Genomic DNA, 15,542 nt, shown 5'->3' with positions numbered 1-15,542 from the left:
AGGAAGAAACGCTTTGTTTCTCAATTTATCCACTTTACTGTGAAAGTGTCTCGCGCTTTATAAACGCTACATCGTGATAAATATAGAGGGAGGAACAAATCGTTTCCTGCCTACATCATATATTTTTGATTTGAAGTATATGGGTAACGGAACCGAGTCAGAATTTGACATGCTCCTCACCTCCTCGTTTAATTTTATAGTTTATACTATGAAATTACTCATAGCTTGGTAACAAAAAAGACCCCTACCCTTAAGAGAGTAGCGGCCATTACATACACAAATAAACGATTTCTAATATGATTAGAAATCTACGGACCTCTCCCTCACCGAGTTTTAGCACTGTATAGCATAGGTACATTACCAGCTACGTTAAGAAAAACCTTAATTCGATCATTCCTGTTGACCCATTGGCGTCTCTCGACATTTTTGGGCAGTAGCATTTCTCTATACAGGAGCCTCACCTAACAGAGACTTATTTTCATTACATTGAAAATGTTACTCTTATTTAAAATAGATGTCAACCGTAGCCTACAATTTTTTCAAAAGGTATGGCAAACTAACATATATAAAGTGAAACTTTAATCAGTGGGGGGGTGTTTATCCCCACTGTTTATTAGCCCTCACCAATCGGGCTGTCCTGTAAATAGCGGGATAAAATAAAAAACTTTACGTTTAAACGTAAAGTTTTTAATAAGTTATACAACCAGCAATTACAATCCCAATTGAAAGCGATAAAAACATAAGAAAAAGACCGACTGCTTGATTATCTTCTTCGAGACTTTTGTTTATATTAAAGCGTGGTGTAAGCCACTCAGCTAAATAAAAGACAATAATTTGAGCCAAAATCCCAATTGCCCCCCACGAAATCATATCAAGAAGTGAAATTGAATTAGCTGCTGTCGAATATAAAACAATAGCTAACCCAAGTAATCGTCCTCCAAGCACATAGCTTACCGCCTTATTCCCTTGAGCCATTAACTTAAATTCCTTAACTTTCGTTGTCACTTCCATCAAGAACAGACCAATACATAAAAGTCCGAGTGTTACTGCTAAATATAATAAAAAATTAATCATTTTTCCTCCTCCTTTTTATACCTACCGGTAAATAGTACGATTCATTTCCTGTAATCTTTTCTCCCGCGCGAATACCGATACTACTCGCTTTTCCAGCAATTAAAAAAGAACCAAACACATACGACAGTTTCTCCATCCCTTTTTCTGTTTCCAAGAATACGACTGGAAGTTCTGTATACTTTTGAAATATTGGCAGTGACGTTTTATATGTTTGATGTGCATTTTGAAGCATAATATTTTCATCCTTATCGCGAATCGTAATTGTATCTCCTTCTCTACCAAATGAAGGTTTTTGAACGAAAGAACCTTTTCCTAAAAATAAATCTGGTTCTAAATATGTAGGTAACATATATTCTTTAATCCACTGTTGTTCCTCGTTTGTATAAAAGGCCTCTTCTTCTGCTAACCCCCAAATAAGACACTGAATTGATTTTGGCTGAAGTAAAAATGCTGACAAAGGATTTATTATAAAAAGCTTTCCGGCTTTTACAAGTTGCAGCAGTTCCACACCTACCAAATCTCCTGTTTCAGAATCTTGATCCTCAATTAAATCTTCTATCGGATATGTTTGGCGATATAAAACGTCAATCTTCGCCCCATCTTTATCGATTAGAGCATCTTTTGTAATTCTAAGTTCTGACATTGGCACTACTTTATTTTCAACATGGCATAACTGACTCAAATACATAGTCGTATTCCAATCCTCAATATGTTCATGATGTGCTGTAAAAACAACATTTGGATTGTCTAATCCCTTTGTCGCTTCCATTACAGCTTTCGTAACACCAGAAGATAGTAATCGTTCTTGATCCGAGTTTGGATCATCATAACCTAGATTTTCACATACTTTCCCATTCATTTGAAAACATTCCACAATAAAAGTTGGTGTATCACTATTAAACTCAAGCATTTTGATTTGGTTATCCTCTGTTACAGCAAAATCAAATCGCGAAATTACAGATTCAGGATAAAGCCCTTTCATTCTAATGAAAGATAAGCTCACAGGAGGAAAACCAAGCTCAAGAAGCTGTTCGTCACTTAAATTACGCAAAAGTCTAGCAGTCTTAAAAAATATTTTTCCCATTCGTTCAGTCGCCAATTGTAATTGTTCCAAAGTCTGATTTGTTATAGAAAAAACATGAAACAAACTATACTCACATTCATATAAATCCGACCAAAAATTTGGATATTTCAAATAAAACTCTTTTCGATCCCTTATGTATTGCGACATATTTTAGCCCCCAAATCCTCCCTTTGAACCGCTCCCAATTCCACCTTTAAATTCAGCAGACGATTGATACGATTTAAACGCCGATGAATTTTTAAAAGAGGATTTATTTTGATAGTATCGCCCACCATAGAAATAATGCCCACGATAACCTGAACTACTATCATCACACTGCCATACCCCAAGTTCATCATCCCAATCCCAATCAGAACAACTATTATCATTCGGTTTTGGGGGAAGATCTTGTGCGCAACCAAATAAAGTGCCAGTCATTAAAGACGTTACGACACCACCTACTAGCCATTTCGTTTTTGTCACTTTCGCACTCCCCTTTTTAATTTCTATTCCTATTATATAGGATAGCATGATAAAGTAGAAGAAAAAGGAAGAAGAGGGATAAAATGCGCTTAGAATATCGACTTAATGATGAAACGAAAGGGTATCCTGCTTTATGGAACTACGCCAATATTTCTAATTCTGAAATTATCGCACGCATGACTTGTGAATATTTTATTAAAGAGAAAAATACTTATGTTGTTACTGCAACTTCGGTTGATCCAGACGGAACAGCAGTTATTTATATTCAAAAAGAAGTTTTCGCCAATGACCCTTCAGACCCTACATACTCCCACATCGGATTTGAAATTAGAGAACTAAGTGAAACGAGTTCAAACATAGTAGATAGTCAAGATGTATGGAACTATGAAGAAATTTTACCATCTCTTCATTCAGATATTATATATATTCAACGAGACGGCATGTCTATGGAATTCTCCTTGGATTCTAGAGAGATTGATGAAGACAGAAAGTGCTACATTTATTACGGAAACTTCACAGGTGAATCAAGATAATATTGATATATCTATACAACAAAAAAACCTTACGTATAAAACGTAAGGTTTTTATATAGCCCCACATATGCCGTTCTCTCTAGATGTCCATAAACCTGCTCTCACAGGTGGATGCTCTCACAAATGTTTGTAACTTCCTTCTTAAAAAGATGGCATGTTAGCTACATTTAAATATTGAACTTCCATATTAAACTTATTGGTTTAAGACATGCATAAGCTACGTACACCGTAGGAATTAGATATAAGGTTAGTTGAAATAAGACCCCCGCACGTGCCGCTCCTCGTAAATGTCCAAAAACCCGCTACTCGCAGGTGGATGCCCTCACAGTTACCGTACATCTTCCTCCACAAGGAAGGCTTGATGATGGTCGCTAAATATTGAGCTTCCGTATAACTAACATCGGTTTTAGACATAAATAAGTTACGCACACCGCAGGATGTATTATTTACTTGTCGTTATATTATCACATTGTTTCTAATGTGTAAAATACAAAGTTTTTCGAGCAATCTCTTGCTTGTGACCTTATTTTAATACAAATTATTTTTGCATGCAAGTGATTAATCTTCTTCTTTTGCAATTTGATTTTCTGGATAAGAAATCCAATCACTCCAGCTACCTACATACAATTTAACATTTTGGAATCCAGCCAATTTTAACGCAATGATATTTGGACATGCCGTAACACCAGAACCACAATATACAATGGTTTCCTTATCTTTCGACAGATTTTGGAATCGTTCTTGTTGCTCAGCTTCATTCTTAAATTGTCCTGATTGTAACATTCCATCCTTCCAAAAATAGTTTGCTGCTGTCGGAATATGACCTGCTTTATGATCGACAAGTTCCTCTACACCAGCATAACGTTTTGGCTCTCTTGAATCAATTAATGTAACATCTGCACCTGCCTGGATATTCTCTCTTACTGTTTCCATCGATACAAGCATATGATCTTGTATGTTTGTTTTGAATGTTCTTCGTATAACAACAGGAATTTCCGTTGTTGTCGGTAGTCCATTCTCTTTCCAAGCCGGGAAACCACCATCTAATATATATACTTTCTCATGTCCTACATAGTTACATAACCACCATAAACGAGCAGCATTTGCACCGGCTTGACTATCATACGCAATTACTGTCGTATGTTCATCAATACCAGCCTCCGAAAGCTTGTCTGCAAACTCCTCAATATTTGGTAAAGGATGGCGGCCACCATGTTCTGCTATAGGACTTGATAAATCTAAATTCAAATCAAAATATAAAGCATGAGGAATATGTCCTTCTTCATACTCTTCTCTACCCCAATTAGGATTCGCTAAATCAAAACGACAATCGATTATACGGACATTCTCATCTTCTATATGCTCACGTAACCATTCGACTGTAACTATCATCTTTAACGACCTTCTTTCTCTTTCAAACGACTTACATACTCCATAACCATTTCTTCTGTAACATATTTACGCTCTAGTGTAACACCATTTTTTGCAAGATCATTAATTTGCTTCGTTACAACATTAATGACATCAACCGAAAATTCTTTCCCATTTGACGCAAGAGATACAGCAGCTTCAATAGCTGCTTCACGCTGTGCATCTAATTGTAAACATGCTTTTACACTTTCATTTTGTTTACGAGAATGTGCTGTAATTGCTTTATGTACTTCCATCTTCTCTTCCCCCTAAATAGTTATACGTTTTTATTCAATTCCATTGCAAGCCGGATCATATCACGACATACAATCCCATTTTCAATAATCTCTTCTTCATAATGCTTCGAAAAGTAATCAAAATCAATAGAAAAAATACGAAATCCACATTTTTGATATAAAGCAAGTTGTGAAACACTAGAATTGCCTGTACCAACTTCAAGTTTTGACATACCATATCCTTTAGCAGTTTCTACAGCATGCCTTAATAGCTTCTTCCCAATCCCTTTTCCTTGTAAATGCTCTGCAACCGCAATATTCATGATTTCCATCGTCTTTGGCCTTGTTTCCAAAAGAACATATACACCGATAACGCTCCCCCCCTGCTTAGCTACATATGTTAATCCTCTTTGTACATATGTAGCTATTTGCCGTTCACTTGGATCAGCAAGTAGCAATAAAGACTTCGGTATAGCCTCTTTTGGAATACGTTCTATTACAACAGACATAAAAAATTCCCCCTTCTCTATTGTTCTAAACCCTCCTTGTCTACCATAAGTAATAGAAAGGAGGGATTCACCATGGACAACAATGAGAAAAAATGCAACGTCATCTCTATTGATGGAAAGAAGAAGAAAAGCGACACGTATTCCTATCCAAAATTAGTAGTTGAAAACAAAACATATGAATTTTCTTCATTCGTCTTATGCGGTGAAACACCAGATGGCAGACGACTCGTTCTTACTCATATGATTTCTACCGATGAATTTGCTGGATTTGTAAAATCTTTAGATACTGTACTGCAAAAGAAAATTGAACGAATCTTTTTCTCATAACGACTATATAACATAAATTTCTTTTTCAATCTCTACTAACTGCTTTTGCAATTGTTCTTTACTTTGCTCATATAGAGATACATCGATCGTTTCAGCCAATGCAAACAATATACTTTCATAATAGTTCATCACATCTTGCTGCATCACTTTTTGGAATAAGTTCCACTTCATATCCCACTCTTGCTTATAATGATGAACAAATAAATCTTTTTCATCAGCTACATAGTTTGATACGAGCGGTTCTAATACAGATTTAGCGTCTTCTTGCATAAAAGCTTTGTCATTCTTTTCAAAAAAGCTTTTCTCATTTTTAAAATGTGCCAGTGCTTTTTTGAAATCTTTTATTTCAACTGAAGGGAACGGTTCTTTATGTGTAATATCTTTATATTCATACTCCACTGTTCCATTCATAGAAATTGATTCATTTTCCACTTTACAGTTCACTACAATTTCGTCCTTTGCACGCTTCATCGCTTCGTCTATCCATTTTTCAAGGCGTAATGATGTCGCACGCATTTCTTGCAATAAATCATGCTGAATAAATGCTACTAATTCCATAACACACTGTTGCAATTGTGTTTTCACATTTCCATCCGTTCGAAGTGAAGCCGGATTAATAAATTCAGTAAACACATCGTTATAGCGTAGGAATAGGCGCTGTTGCACGTAATAAAGCAACTCTTTCACTTCATTTTGCATCGCCTGTTCTTCAGCAAGTACACTATATGATGAAATGATATGAAGTAGTTGATCACGCTCTGCTTCATATTTTTTCGTTTGCTTCTCTTTCTCTTCATTCCCCTGCTTTGCACCCTTTATCATGTTTACTAAAAGCTGATCTGCCCCTTGCAAAGCACCGTATAGAGCATGCACAGAAACAAGCATTAAATCTCTCATCATAAAGGACGTAAATGATTCCTCAAACTTAGTAATCCCAGAGTTTTGTAAAATACCATACTTCTCTTTTTCAACATTCTTTCCTTGTTTCTCTTCAAGCGCACATAAACTTGAAATTGCAAATAAACGCGGATTTCTAATACCGTATTGCAGTAGCTGATCTGCGATATAACCTTTTACCATTTCAAGTTCTTCTTCAGACTCTGCTAAATCCGCCGCATTAATTAAGAAGAACATTTTATCAAGGGCAAAAGTATCCTTTACACGACCAAGTTGAATTAAAAATTCACGGTCAGCACGAGAGAATACATGGTTATAATATGTAACAAATAAAATAGCATCTGCGTTTTTAATATACTGAAATGCAACATCCGTATGGCGAGCATTAATAGAATCCGCTCCAGGTGTGTCTACAAGCGCTACTCCCTGCCTTGTTAAAGCACAATCATAATAAAGTTCCATATACTCAACGAAGCATGATTTCTCTTCATTCGCTACATAATCAGAGAACTCTTCTAATGTAACTTGTACTTGTTCTCCTAAATAAGTAGAAACTGCATCATACCCTTTTTGTACCGCTCGTAAAAAGCTAAATGTTGTTTTTTGCTTCCCAGTTGGTGAAGGATATTTCATAACTTTATCAATTTGTGCTAACGCTTCATCTAACGTAGCAATCTCATAATGAAACAGCTTATAAACAGCTTTCATATCTTCTAATAACGCTTGCTTTGATTTAAACTGAACAATTACTGTTCCATGTGGTTTTTCCTCTGTAACCGGCAAAATTTGATTAATCGTTGCCGTCGTCGGGTTTGGTGATACAGGAAGTACTTTGTCACCGAGTAAGGCATTGGCAAATGATGATTTCCCAGCACTAAATGCCCCGAATAACGCTACTGTAAATTGTTTTGTTTCCACACGTCTTCTTTTCTCTATTACCTCTTGCTGTACATGTTTCAACGCTGGTAATGGCTCTAATATCGTTTCGGCTTTTTTCACTTTCTCTAATATACGTTGAATATTTAAAGCTGCCGTTCCTTTTAGCTCTTCCTCATGAACCGCTACGTTATCGTTTACGATTTCCTGTTCTTGTAGTGTAAATTTCTCACTAACAATTTGTGTCTCCCTTTGCAATATCTCATCTATTTGCAACCCTTCAGGCGTAGCAACATGATCGTGCCAAACATTTCGTAAATAGTCTTCATATGCCTCCAAATTGTTACTGTATTGTAATTGTGTTTCTTTCGCCGTTTGCAACATCGTATATGTTTCAATCTCTTCTTCAATACGAGCAACTGCTTCCCTCACCTTTTGCTTCAAAACGACCGCACTTTTATCAAAAATTTGCTGTGCTTTTATAAAATAACGTTTCTTCAGTTCATTCGCTACATCCGCTGTATAAAGAAGTAAGTAATCACCTGTGAAACCTGCACCTTGTTTAATTACCTCGGCCAACATTTCTGGTCCGAAAGCAATTTCTAACCCATATATGTCTTTCCCAATTTCCTCCGTGAACAATCCTTCTTCTTTTAAGAAGGCTACAATAAATTCCTTCACATGAAAATCAAGTTGCGTTTCAACAGTTTTTTGAAGGGCAGAATAAAACGCCTCTACACGTCTTTGTTTTTCTTGCTCCGTCTTTCCTTTCGAAAATAGCAAACCGACCTTAAATTTTGTTAATTTCGTTTCTAAATATGCATTTGCCAATTCTCTCATTTCAAATGGCATTAAATAAGCATTATCTAATATAGCTTGTAAACCTTTTATAAATTCGTTTCTCACATGAGATTCTTTACTTGCCTCACGATTTTTCGCTTCCGTTAGCTCTTCCTTCTTTTCAACTACCTCTGAAATAGAAAGTGGTGATGCTAACTCTTCCTCATATTTCAAAAGAGCTTTTTCATTTTCAGAAACAATAAACGAGAAATGTTCCCCCATTAAATATTCTGTTTCTCGCTCCATTCCAGTCCTTACACACTGCTCTTTTTCCTTCATAATAGAAGTAATTAACGCTTCTAAGCTTCTAATTTCATTATGTGGATGGTTCATCATTCGTAATGACGTATAATAAACACCATCTACTTCAATATCCCAGTTAGAGAATGATTGTTTTACACTATCTTTATAATTCTCAAACGATAATTCATTTTCTTTATGTTTATCTATTTGATTTACAACGAGATAAACCGTTTTATTACGTTGTTTCAATTCTTTAACAAATTGTAAATTCACTTCCGATTGGACGTGATTATAATCCATCATATAAAAAATGACATCTGCCAGATGAAGTGTCGATTCTGTCGCTAATTGATGGGCATCATCTGTTGAATCGATCCCTGGTGTATCAACTAACATAACCCCTTCAGGAATTGGCGCGTCGTTTCGATAAATATGAACACCAATTACTTCATCGCCGTCTTTACAAATTTGTTTTAATTCTTCTGCTGAATATGCACCGTCATATTCGTACTGCTCTCCAGATTTAACCGTTACAACAACACGATCCATTCCTTTTTCAATTTTGACAACGTTAGCGCTTGTCGGAATTGGACTTGTCGGTAACAACTGCGCTTTATATAGATGATTCATCATCGTTGATTTCCCTGCAGAGAAGTGACCGCAGAACGCTATCATAAGCTGTTCTTGTTTATATTTTTGAATTACCTCAAACAACTTTAAACTATTCTCTGCATCGCCGTGTTTTTGCCACTCTTCATAAAAACAAACAAGTTTTTTCATACCGTTTGTCTGTACTATGTTTGTCATCCCCTTGTTCCCCTTTATCCAAGATGTATATACTTTTCCCCGCTATTTGCGAGCTCATAACCAGTGAGAGTTACACCTACCCAATGATTACAGTTTCACTTTACTATCATACTAAATTTTCAGCATATTCTCATTAAAAATAAAAAATCCCTTTCATTCTTTTTACAAATGAAAGGGATTTTATGTCATATCACTCATTTTGCTGTTCCTACTCCATTTAAAACATACTTCGCAATAACTGCATATACAGCGACTGTACCTGCTACTAATGCATATACCATACTTACGCACCAACCTTTTTTTGATAATGATTATCACTTTTGAATACAGTGTATCATTAAAGAGAATCATTATCAACACTTTTCATAAAGAAAGCTCCTTATAAGAAGGAGCTTTACCGCCTGTTTTGAAGAAGGTTAAAACTTGTTGTGCAATCTTATTATATCTCATCCTACATAACTTAACAGTTTAAAAAAATGGAAATATCCCCTATCCCCTCCATCTTACATTTTGTATAATAAAAGGGAATTACTTAACAAGGAGGAAAAAAATGACACAAAATCTCACACAAGGCGAGAGGATACACTCCATTGATATTATTAGAGGAATAGCTGTACTAGGTATTTTTCTTGTGAATTGGCCTGTTATCGCTGGGGTTGACTCACGTGATCTTTCAGGAATTTACGAAGGGATAGACAGCTACATTCGCCTATTTTACGATATGTTTATTCAAACGAAATTTTATACAATTTTTTCGTTTTTATTCGGATTAGGTTTTTATATTTTTATGAGTCGTGCTGAAGCGAAAACAGATCATCCGAAAATTTTATTTGTTCGCCGCTTACTTATTTTATTATTATTCGGTTTCTTACATTACGTTCTTTTATGGGACGGAGACATTTTACATACTTATGCGATTGCTGGATTTTTCTTATTTTTATTTTATAAGAGAGAACCTCGTACTATTTTAATATGGGCTATCGTTTTATTGAGTATTTTTCAGTTTTTCATGCTAATCGTAGGTATTATGATTGCATTCGTTACAAAGGCAGAATTAGGATTCTCCTTACCTATCATGCCACTTGAAGACTGGGTGTCACAAATCCAAAATCGTTTCCATGCATTTTATGCTGATGGAATTGGACTCAACGTATTCATGCTCCCAGAAACAGTTGGGCTGTTTTTACTTGGTTTATACGCCGGCAAAAAGGATATTTTCCGCCGCGCGAAAGAGTTAGATCCAAAGCTTAAAAAATGGCAAATTATTATGTTCATTTTAACATTACCAATGTGGTTCTTCATGGTCCGTTACTTCTTATCAAAACCATTTTATGAACCAATTTATATGCAGGTCTTTACAATGTTTAGCGGAAAGACATTGTTCATCTTCTACATTGTCACGTTAATGCGTTTATTACAAAAAGAAAAATGGCAAACAGTATTACGTCCATTCCAATACGTTGGACGAATGGCATTAACAAATTACATCTCGCATACAATTGTTATATTGCTTGTATTCGGGCTATTATTTAAAAATGATTATCCTTCTCCATTATGGGTTGGACCAATATTCTGCATTAGTTTCTACACGTTACAAATCTTTATTAGCCGCTGGTGGCTTTCACATTACCAATACGGGCCACTTGAGTACATTTGGCGTCTTGGTACTTACGGGAAAATGATGCCACTTAAAAAGAAAAGCAAGGTCTCATAACGAGACCTTGCTTTTTTACGCTTCTCTTACTGCATTTTGCATAGATACTGGCTCTTCTTCTACTTTCACTTTGCGCTGCGGCACCATATTAAATACGATATTTAAAAGTACTGCTGACGCACTTCCAAGTACAATTCCGTTATCTGTTAAAATACGAATGCTTTCTGGAAGTTGTGAAAATAATGTAGGAACGACTGTTACGCCAAGCCCAATTCCAACAGAACATGCAACGATTAATAAGTTTTCTTGTTTACCAAAATCAACGCTACTTAACATTTTAATACCATATGCCATAACCATACCGAACATCGCTAACATCGCACCACCCAGTACTGATTTCGGAATAATTGTTGTAATAGCTGCGATTTTAGGAATGAAACCAAGAACGATTAACATACCACCACACGTGTAAATAATAACGCGATTTCTTACTCCAGTTAATTGAACAAGTCCTACGTTTTGAGAGTATGTTGTATATGGGAATGCGTTGAAAATGCCACCTAACACCATCGCTAATCCTTCTGCACGATAGCCTTTTGTTAATTCTTTTTCACCGATTTTTTTATTGCAAATATCAGATAATGCAAAGTATACACCCGTTGCTTCTACAATCCCTACACAAGCAACAAGAATCATCGTAATAATTGGTGTTAATTCAAAGGTTGGTGTACCAAAGTAAAATGGTTGAATACCGTGGAACCAATCAGCCTCTCCAACCGCTTGCAAACTTACTTTCCCCATAAACGCTGCAACGATAGTACCGAACAACAAACCTAATAGAATAGAAATGGAACGGATAAATCCATCAAAGAAACGATACATAACGATGATAAATAATAACACTCCAAATGCTAACGCTAAGTTTTCAAGACTTCCGAAATCTTTGCTTCCTACTCCACCAGCCATATCATTAATAGCAGCTGGAACAAGTGTAACTCCAATTACTGTAACTACAGATCCTGTTACAACAGGTGGAAACAGTTTTACAAGTTTTCCAAATAATTTCGCAAAAATAACAACAAATAACCCAGCAGCAATAATTGCTCCATAAATTGAAGACACACCGTATTGTTTTCCAATCGCAATCATCGGTCCAACCGCTGTAAATGTACAACCAAGTACAACGGGAAGTCCTATACCAAAAAAGCGATTTGATAATGCTTGTAAAATTGTCGCAACGCCGCACATTAATAAATCAATTGAGACTAAATATGTTAACTCTTTTTGATTTAAACCAAGTCCGCCGCCCACAATAAGCGGAACGATAATTGCTCCAGCATACATTGCAAGCATATGCTGCATACCAAGCGATGCAATTTTAAATGGATGCTGCTTCATCGTTTATTTCACCTCCGCAGTTTCTTGCTGTACAAATGTAACTGTGCCGTTATCAAATGATGCAATTTCTGCTAGTGATTCAACACGAACTCCTTGTTCACGAAGCTTCTTTCCTCCATCTTGAAATGCTTTTTCAATAACAATCCCAATTCCTGCAATACTGGCTCCTGCTTGCTCTACTAAACTCATTAACCCTAAAGCAGCCTGACCGTTTGCTAAAAAGTCATCGATAATTAAAACGCGATCACTTTCATCAATATGATTTCGAGATAATGAAATTTCATTCGTTTCTTGTTTCGTAAATGAATATACGTTTGCAACGTACATATTATCTTGTAACGTTAACGATTTACGTTTTCTTGCAAAAATTACTTTTACACCAAGCTCTAATGCAGCCATAACAGCTGGTGCAATGCCTGAAGATTCAATCGTCACGATCTTTGTAATGTTCTCTTCTTTAAAACGTTTAGCAAATTCTTTTCCGATTTCTTGCATAAGTACTGGGTCAATTTGATGGTTTAAAAAAGCATCTACCTTTAATACGTCACCAGATAAAACCTTTCCTTCGTTCAAAATCTTTTCTTGTAATACTTTCATGTTTGTTCCCCCTCTTATGCAATAAAAAAACTCCAAAAGCCGCCACCACTCGTTACAAGTGAGAGACGCGCTTTTGGAGTTTCGCAAAAAAGAATGCTAAACAAGCAAATATATTCGTCCTCACTCATAGTCAAAGTATTTACGGTACTTCGGTAGAAACTTGCAGGCCATATCCCCGCGATTATATGAGTGTAGCTAACTATTTATTTTATAGATGGATTATAACGCACTTTTTATACTTTGAAAAGTATTTATTAACAAAACACGTACAAATTTTATCAAAATATCATTTTCGTTCGAGTTTTGTAAACTCTTACATATTATTTCAAAGCGCCGTTAAAACGATTGGCCCATCTTTTGTAATCGCAATTGTATGCTCATATTGCGCTGATAATTTCCCGTCCATCGTTCTTGCAGCCCATCCATTTAAATCTACTTTCGAATATCGCATACCTACATTTACAATTGGCTCAATTGTAATTACCATTCCTTCTTGCAGCTCAGGCCCTTGTCCTTGTTTCCCAAAATGAAAAATTGCTGGTTCTTCATGAATCTCTTTACCGATTCCATGTCCCGTAAAGTCTCTTGCGACAGAAAAACCTTCATTTGTTACATAATTTTCAATTGCATAGCCAATGTCTCCTACATGATTACCAATTACCGCCTGATCAATCCCTTTATACAAAGCATTCTCAGCTACTAACAACAACTTTTCTGCTTCATCAGAAACATTTCCAACTCTATACGTCCAAGCAGAATCTGAAAGACCACCATTTAAGTTTACTACCGTGTCAATTGTTACAATATCGCCCTCAGTTAAAGGTACATCCACCGGAAACCCATGGCACATTTCATCGTTTATAGATGCACATATCGCATATGGATACCCGTTATATCCTTTCTGCTGAGATATTGCACCATGCTTTTCTAAATATGCTTCAACAAACGTATTAATTTCTTTTGTCGTAATACCTGGTTTCATCATTTTTGCAATTTCCCTATGACATGAAGCAAGTAACTTCCCGGATTCGTGCATCAAATCTATTTCATTTTTCGTTTTAATTGTAACCATGCTTACCTCTACCTTCCTTGCTAAACTTACTATTTGCTACTAATACAAATCCTCTTCCAAAACTTCCAATTATAAAAGCTAACATCATTTCTTCTATTTTCCGAATGTAAATTTTTATTTAATTCGTTTTTACATATTACATCTAGTATTTTTTGTTGATGTTTACTTATAAACAAAGTATAGTAACACTATACTATTAAAAGGAGGATTGTTAAAGATGATGCATGCAGGAAGACTACGTCAGCAAACTTTGAACAATAAGTAACTTAATATGTTCAAAGGCTCTGTTTTCATAAAGCAGAGTAAACGGGATTAGTCTGCACATTTTTAATAATCTTCAACGGAAGAATACACTTTCCATATGAAGAAAGGCAGATATACATCTGTCTTTTTTTCGTATATTTTTTTGATACAAAAAGAGACGTTTTTTCATTATATCCTCGTTTACTCTTAACCACAGACAGAAGCCCGTCTGTGGTTTTTTTATGATTACATTTTCTTATATCTTGCTACTTCAATCATATGGATGTAGTTAGAAACAATTCGTAACAGAAAACGTATGAAAACATTGAAATCTAAATAAACATTTGGAGGAAATCAAAATGAATACACTTAAAGTGAAACAATTAGCAAATAAGGAAGGACTAAATATATTAGAAGATTCAATAGAAATCAATGAATCTGGCGTTGACTTTCAAGTAGCACACGTCAAAGAACAAAACGGGGATAAATGGATACTACGAATTCCTCGTAGACGAGAATCTATGAGACATGCTCTACGTGAAAAAGAAGCATTAGAAATCATGAAAAAACATGCAGAATTCCAAGTTCCTGATTGGTCTATATTTTCTGAGGAACTAATTGCTTATAAACAACTAAGTGGCGTTCCTGCCGCTACTATCGATATAGAACAACAAGGTTATATATCGACCTTTAACGAAAAGGATGTACCAACTGAATACTATATTTCCTTAGGAAAAGTTTTAGCGAATTTACACTCATTACCTCAGCAAAAATTTAATAGTATAGGTGTTGAAATTCTTACTGCTAATGAATTAAGAACTTCTATGAAACAAAGGATGAATCGAGTGAAGGAACAATACCACATCAATCAAAACTTATGGGATCGTTGGCAAGCATGGCTAGCTGAAGACTCTTTTTGGCCATCTCACGTAGGAGTAAAGCATGGGGATATCCATCCAGGTCATATCCTGATTGATAATAAAAATAAGGTAACTGGCTTAATCGATTGGACAGAAGTAGGGATAGGTGATGTATCTATAGATTTCACATCGCATTATCTACTCTTTGGAAAGGATGGACTAACAAAGTTAATTCACTCTTATGATAACGCTGGCGGTAAAACTTGGTCAAGAATGGATGAACATATTATCGAACTTCTAACAACGAGTAGTATTACTGTTGCTGAATACGCTCAAGTGTCAGGTTTGAAAGACATGCATGAAATAGCTGTACACATGCTATCAACTGAAAGTTAATGAAGTTGCAAAAAACAGAAGAAC

General features: G+C 35.7%; 15 protein-coding genes, 2 other RNA genes and 2 riboswitches. Of the genes, 5 read left to right on the top strand and 12 right to left on the bottom strand.

Annotated features, from left to right (window positions below):
• Positions 1-310 precede the first annotated feature (310 nt).
• Positions 311-476, bottom strand: a riboswitch (M-box (ykoK) riboswitch).
• Between the two features lie 211 nt (positions 477-687).
• The 3 genes from ACTFRH_RS04345 to ACTFRH_RS04335 are packed head-to-tail and all read right to left on the bottom strand — an operon-like array spanning position 688 to position 2,620.
• Complete coding sequence (locus ACTFRH_RS04345; protein ID WP_000606856.1) at positions 688-1,074, bottom strand: DUF350 domain-containing protein; 387 nt, start codon at positions 1,072-1,074, stop codon at positions 688-690.
• Positions 1,067-2,305 carry a glutathionylspermidine synthase family protein gene (locus ACTFRH_RS04340; RefSeq protein WP_000084945.1) on the bottom strand — a complete coding sequence of 413 codons (1,239 nt, stop codon included), beginning with the start codon at positions 2,303-2,305 and terminating at the stop codon, positions 1,067-1,069. The genes ACTFRH_RS04345 and ACTFRH_RS04340 overlap by 8 nt, the downstream gene beginning before the upstream one ends.
• 3 nt (positions 2,306-2,308) lie before the next feature.
• The gene (locus ACTFRH_RS04335) at positions 2,309-2,620 is read right to left on the bottom strand and encodes a hypothetical protein (RefSeq protein WP_000169028.1); all 312 of its coding nucleotides are present in this window, start codon (positions 2,618-2,620) and stop codon (positions 2,309-2,311) included.
• 83 nt (positions 2,621-2,703) lie between these two features.
• On the opposite strand from ACTFRH_RS04335, the gene ACTFRH_RS04330 reads away from it, so the two are divergent.
• On the top strand, positions 2,704-3,153 hold the full coding sequence (locus ACTFRH_RS04330; protein ID WP_001235519.1) for a hypothetical protein: 450 nt from the start codon (positions 2,704-2,706) through the stop codon (positions 3,151-3,153).
• A gap of 54 nt (positions 3,154-3,207) precedes the next feature.
• On the opposite strand, the gene ssrS (ACTFRH_RS04325) is transcribed toward ACTFRH_RS04330, so the two are convergent.
• The 5 genes from ssrS (ACTFRH_RS04325) to ACTFRH_RS04305 all read right to left on the bottom strand — a co-directional run bounded on the left by ssrS (ACTFRH_RS04325) (position 3,208) and on the right by ACTFRH_RS04305 (position 5,308).
• A non-coding RNA gene (gene ssrS / locus ACTFRH_RS04325) (6S RNA) lies at positions 3,208-3,391 on the bottom strand.
• Between the two features lie 21 nt (positions 3,392-3,412).
• Positions 3,413-3,595: non-coding RNA, 6S RNA (ssrS, locus tag ACTFRH_RS04320), on the bottom strand.
• A 116-nt stretch (positions 3,596-3,711) separates the two neighbouring features.
• Positions 3,712-4,545, bottom strand: coding sequence for a sulfurtransferase (locus ACTFRH_RS04315; protein ID WP_000637536.1), 834 nt, complete (start codon positions 4,543-4,545; stop codon positions 3,712-3,714).
• A 2-nt stretch (positions 4,546-4,547) separates the two neighbouring features.
• Positions 4,548-4,820 carry a YpbS family protein gene (locus tag ACTFRH_RS04310; RefSeq protein WP_000451815.1) on the bottom strand — a complete coding sequence of 91 codons (273 nt, stop codon included), beginning with the start codon at positions 4,818-4,820 and terminating at the stop codon, positions 4,548-4,550.
• Positions 4,821-4,840: 20 nt separating this feature from the next.
• The gene (locus ACTFRH_RS04305; RefSeq protein ID WP_000117689.1) at positions 4,841-5,308 is read right to left on the bottom strand and encodes a GNAT family N-acetyltransferase; all 468 of its coding nucleotides are present in this window, start codon (positions 5,306-5,308) and stop codon (positions 4,841-4,843) included.
• Between the two features lie 72 nt (positions 5,309-5,380).
• Here ACTFRH_RS04305 and ACTFRH_RS04300 point away from each other — a divergent pair, with 72 nt between their 5' ends.
• The gene (locus ACTFRH_RS04300) at positions 5,381-5,635 is read left to right on the top strand and encodes a DUF3931 domain-containing protein (protein ID WP_000369740.1); all 255 of its coding nucleotides are present in this window, start codon (positions 5,381-5,383) and stop codon (positions 5,633-5,635) included.
• 3 nt (positions 5,636-5,638) lie between these two features.
• Here ACTFRH_RS04300 and ACTFRH_RS04295 read toward each other — a convergent pair whose 3' ends face one another.
• Positions 5,639-9,298, bottom strand: coding sequence for a dynamin family protein (locus tag ACTFRH_RS04295; protein ID WP_000182133.1), 3,660 nt, complete (start codon positions 9,296-9,298; stop codon positions 5,639-5,641).
• A gap of 168 nt (positions 9,299-9,466) precedes the next feature.
• Here ACTFRH_RS04295 and ACTFRH_RS04290 point away from each other — a divergent pair, with 168 nt between their 5' ends.
• Together ACTFRH_RS04290 and ACTFRH_RS04285 are read left to right on the top strand one after the other, a co-directional pair.
• Entirely contained in the window at positions 9,467-9,622 is a 156-nt protein-coding gene (locus tag ACTFRH_RS04290) for a hypothetical protein (protein ID WP_157405304.1), read from the top strand.
• 226 nt (positions 9,623-9,848) lie between these two features.
• Positions 9,849-11,012: a DUF418 domain-containing protein gene (locus ACTFRH_RS04285; RefSeq protein ID WP_000193188.1), complete on the top strand. Its 1,164-nt coding sequence runs from the start codon at positions 9,849-9,851 to the stop codon at positions 11,010-11,012.
• A 15-nt stretch (positions 11,013-11,027) separates the two neighbouring features.
• On the opposite strand, the gene pbuX is transcribed toward ACTFRH_RS04285, so the two are convergent.
• The 3 genes from pbuX to ACTFRH_RS04270 all read right to left on the bottom strand — a co-directional run bounded on the left by pbuX (position 11,028) and on the right by ACTFRH_RS04270 (position 14,019).
• Positions 11,028-12,350 carry a xanthine permease PbuX gene (pbuX, locus tag ACTFRH_RS04280; protein ID WP_000809234.1) on the bottom strand — a complete coding sequence of 441 codons (1,323 nt, stop codon included), beginning with the start codon at positions 12,348-12,350 and terminating at the stop codon, positions 11,028-11,030.
• A gap of 3 nt (positions 12,351-12,353) precedes the next feature.
• Positions 12,354-12,947, bottom strand: a complete 594-nt coding sequence (locus ACTFRH_RS04275; RefSeq protein WP_000866486.1) for a xanthine phosphoribosyltransferase — start codon at positions 12,945-12,947, stop codon at positions 12,354-12,356.
• 107 nt (positions 12,948-13,054) lie between these two features.
• Positions 13,055-13,156: riboswitch (purine riboswitch) on the bottom strand.
• Between the two features lie 116 nt (positions 13,157-13,272).
• Positions 13,273-14,019 carry a type I methionyl aminopeptidase gene (locus tag ACTFRH_RS04270; protein ID WP_000256351.1) on the bottom strand — a complete coding sequence of 249 codons (747 nt, stop codon included), beginning with the start codon at positions 14,017-14,019 and terminating at the stop codon, positions 13,273-13,275.
• Between the two features lie 602 nt (positions 14,020-14,621).
• Between ACTFRH_RS04270 and mphL the strand changes: the two genes are divergently transcribed.
• Complete coding sequence (gene mphL, locus ACTFRH_RS04265) at positions 14,622-15,518, top strand: macrolide 2'-phosphotransferase MphL (protein WP_440048766.1); 897 nt, start codon at positions 14,622-14,624, stop codon at positions 15,516-15,518.
• Positions 15,519-15,542 lie beyond the last annotated feature (24 nt).

It is taken from the genome of Bacillus cereus group sp. MYBK216-1 (genome assembly GCF_051916495.1).
Classification (GTDB): domain Bacteria; phylum Bacillota; class Bacilli; order Bacillales; family Bacillaceae_G; genus Bacillus_A; species Bacillus_A thuringiensis_K.
The sequence above is the reverse complement of the archived record's forward strand: the minus strand, read 5'-3'. Positions and strand labels throughout refer to the sequence as shown.

What these genes read in the sequence shown, in the direction of transcription:
- ACTFRH_RS04345 (WP_000606856.1), bottom strand. Translation starts at nt 1,074, where the DNA reads ATGATTAATTTTTTATTATATTTAGCAGTAACACTCGGACTTTTATGT.
- ACTFRH_RS04300 (WP_000369740.1), top strand. Translation starts at nt 5,381, where the DNA reads ATGGACAACAATGAGAAAAAATGCAACGTCATCTCTATTGATGGAAAG.
- ACTFRH_RS04330 (WP_001235519.1), top strand. Translation starts at nt 2,704, where the DNA reads ATGCGCTTAGAATATCGACTTAATGATGAAACGAAAGGGTATCCTGCT.
- ACTFRH_RS04315 (WP_000637536.1), bottom strand. Translation starts at nt 4,545, where the DNA reads ATGATAGTTACAGTCGAATGGTTACGTGAGCATATAGAAGATGAGAAT.
- ACTFRH_RS04305 (WP_000117689.1), bottom strand. Translation starts at nt 5,308, where the DNA reads ATGTCTGTTGTAATAGAACGTATTCCAAAAGAGGCTATACCGAAGTCT.
- ACTFRH_RS04290 (WP_157405304.1), top strand. Translation starts at nt 9,467, where the DNA reads ATGAAAGGGATTTTATGTCATATCACTCATTTTGCTGTTCCTACTCCA.
- ACTFRH_RS04270 (WP_000256351.1), bottom strand. Translation starts at nt 14,019, where the DNA reads ATGGTTACAATTAAAACGAAAAATGAAATAGATTTGATGCACGAATCC.
- ACTFRH_RS04295 (WP_000182133.1), bottom strand. Translation starts at nt 9,298, where the DNA reads ATGACAAACATAGTACAGACAAACGGTATGAAAAAACTTGTTTGTTTT.
- ACTFRH_RS04310 (WP_000451815.1), bottom strand. Translation starts at nt 4,820, where the DNA reads ATGGAAGTACATAAAGCAATTACAGCACATTCTCGTAAACAAAATGAA.
- mphL (WP_440048766.1), top strand. Translation starts at nt 14,622, where the DNA reads ATGAATACACTTAAAGTGAAACAATTAGCAAATAAGGAAGGACTAAAT.
- pbuX (WP_000809234.1), bottom strand. Translation starts at nt 12,350, where the DNA reads ATGAAGCAGCATCCATTTAAAATTGCATCGCTTGGTATGCAGCATATG.
- ACTFRH_RS04285 (WP_000193188.1), top strand. Translation starts at nt 9,849, where the DNA reads ATGACACAAAATCTCACACAAGGCGAGAGGATACACTCCATTGATATT.
- ACTFRH_RS04275 (WP_000866486.1), bottom strand. Translation starts at nt 12,947, where the DNA reads ATGAAAGTATTACAAGAAAAGATTTTGAACGAAGGAAAGGTTTTATCT.
- ACTFRH_RS04340 (WP_000084945.1), bottom strand. Translation starts at nt 2,305, where the DNA reads ATGTCGCAATACATAAGGGATCGAAAAGAGTTTTATTTGAAATATCCA.